The 1,066-nt window shown below is 54.8% G+C and carries 1 protein-coding gene and 1 pseudogene; one reads left to right on the top strand and one right to left on the bottom strand.

The genetic code is table 11. The features are described from left to right. Positions 1-195 precede the first annotated feature (195 nt). Positions 196-885 (bottom strand): VIT1/CCC1 transporter family protein, encoded by a 690-nt coding sequence (locus tag IEW52_RS15560; RefSeq protein WP_188630993.1) that lies wholly within the window; start codon positions 883-885, stop codon positions 196-198. 77 nt (positions 886-962) lie between these two features. Here IEW52_RS15560 and IEW52_RS15975 point away from each other — a divergent pair. Next, a pseudogene (locus tag IEW52_RS15975) lies at positions 963-1,066 on the top strand (IS91 family transposase); the annotation flags it as partial.

The raw sequence follows: 1,066 nt of genomic DNA, 5'->3' as shown, positions 1-1,066 counted from the left end.
CCCACCTCATGCTCAACCGAGCAATTTACTTAATAAAGGCAGCTTCGGGCTTGTTCAACACCCGGATGAAGTGTCGGCTGCGCGACACTTATCCTTATTTGTTATAGCATTTCGCGGCTATGGGTAAGTTCGGATTGCTATTGCAGCTCAGCAGAAATGAATACTGAAATCATCGCCCGATACACAATCGGCGAATCAAATAGCCACCCCGAACAGTGCGCCGACCCCTGCGGTCAAGGCCATGGCCAGCCCCCCCCAAAAAGTGACTCGAGAGGCAGCCATAAGAACGGGGGCACCGCCTGTTTTCGCTGCTAATGAGCCTAGTAATGCGAGGAACAAGAGAGAACTACCCGGCACAGCCCACATCAACGCGGAAGCGGGCAACAATAGAACGACGAGTAAAGGAAGAGCCGCACCAATCGAGAATGTACCTGCAGACGCAAACGCTGCCTGAATCGGGCGAGCCGTCGATACTTCTGAAATGCCCAGTTCATCCCGCGCATGCGCCCCAAGTGCATCGTGCTCCATGAGTTGAGTTGCTACTGTGCTTGCAAGTTCACGATCCAGTCCCCGCTTAACGTATATCTCGGCCAGCTCCGCGTGCTCTTGTTCAGGAGCAACAGCCAGCTCACGACGCTCTCTGGCAAGATCAGCCCGTTCCGTATCCGATTGGGAACTGACTGACACATACTCACCTGCTGCCATCGACATGGCGCCTGCAACAAGCCCAGCTACGCCCGCCACCAACACGGCCTTGGAGTCCGCTCCGGCGGCCGCGACTCCCAGGACCAGACTGGCGGTAGATACAATGCCGTCATTTGCCCCAAGAACCGCGGCCCGCAGCCAGCCAATCCGTTCTGTTCTGTGTTTTTCGGTATGCCTCATAAGAAGCTCCCATTAAAATTAACAAGCCACCCATGCATAAATCTCGATTAACAAGCATTTAGTTGAATCAACAGTCCTACCGCGAGGGGAAAACCAATCACTGGCAACACCGCACCTTACCCATCGTCAGGTTCCTGGGGCTGATACTGCAACACGCCTTGCCCAAGGGGCTGCAACGAGT

The sequence above is a fragment of the Oceanisphaera marina genome, from assembly GCF_014643915.1.
Taxonomy (GTDB): domain Bacteria; phylum Pseudomonadota; class Gammaproteobacteria; order Enterobacterales; family Aeromonadaceae; genus Oceanimonas; species Oceanimonas marina.
This window is presented reverse-complemented; position numbering and strand designations above follow the sequence as displayed.

Coding starts and splice junctions, on each gene's coding strand:
- IEW52_RS15560 (WP_188630993.1), bottom strand. CDS start 885: ATGAGGCATACCGAAAAACACAGAACAGAACGGATTGGCTGGCTGCGG.